The sequence below is a fragment of the Mesorhizobium sp. M7A.F.Ca.AU.002.02.1.1 genome (genome assembly GCF_003998535.1).
GTDB classification, from domain to species: domain Bacteria; phylum Pseudomonadota; class Alphaproteobacteria; order Rhizobiales; family Rhizobiaceae; genus Mesorhizobium; species Mesorhizobium ciceri.
Window position 1 is genome coordinate 1 of the sequence record NZ_RZPB01001492.1, and the last position, 438, is coordinate 438.

General features: G+C 62.6%; 1 protein-coding gene and 1 pseudogene. Both read left to right on the forward strand.

Features of this window, described 5'->3' with window-relative positions; all coding sequences use genetic code 11:
- Positions 1 to 208, forward strand: a pseudogene (locus EN879_RS38540) (methionine--tRNA ligase); the annotation flags it as partial.
- Positions 208 to 438: TatD family hydrolase (locus tag EN879_RS38545; RefSeq protein WP_206521126.1), on the forward strand; the 231-nt coding region annotated here is incomplete at its 3' end. The pseudogene EN879_RS38540 and the gene EN879_RS38545, both read left to right, overlap by 1 nt.

Genomic DNA, 438 nt, shown 5'->3' on the forward strand with positions numbered 1-438 from the left:
CGCCGAAGTCGTGCGCCGCGTGGCGGTGCTGTGTCAGCCCTTCACTCCGGGCTCGGCCGCGAAACTGCTCGACCTGCTGGCGGTGCCGGCGGAGAGCCGCGATTTCGTGCATGTCCACGCGGATCACGCGCTTGTGCCCGGCACTGCGTTGCCGGTGCCGGAAGGCGTGTTTCCGCGTTACGTCGAACAGCCGGACGCGAACATCTGATGCTCGTCGACAGCCACTGCCATCTGGATTTTCCAGATTTCGCCGAGGAGCGGGCGGCCATCGTCGCCCGCGCTTTAGCCGCCGGAATTGGCCGTATGGTGACGATCTCGACACGCGTGAAGCGGTTTCCGCAAGTACTTGAGATCGCTGAAACTTTCGACGAAATCTATTGCTCTGTCGGCACTCATCCGCACAATGCGGCCGAAGAACTGGATATCACGGTCGAGGAG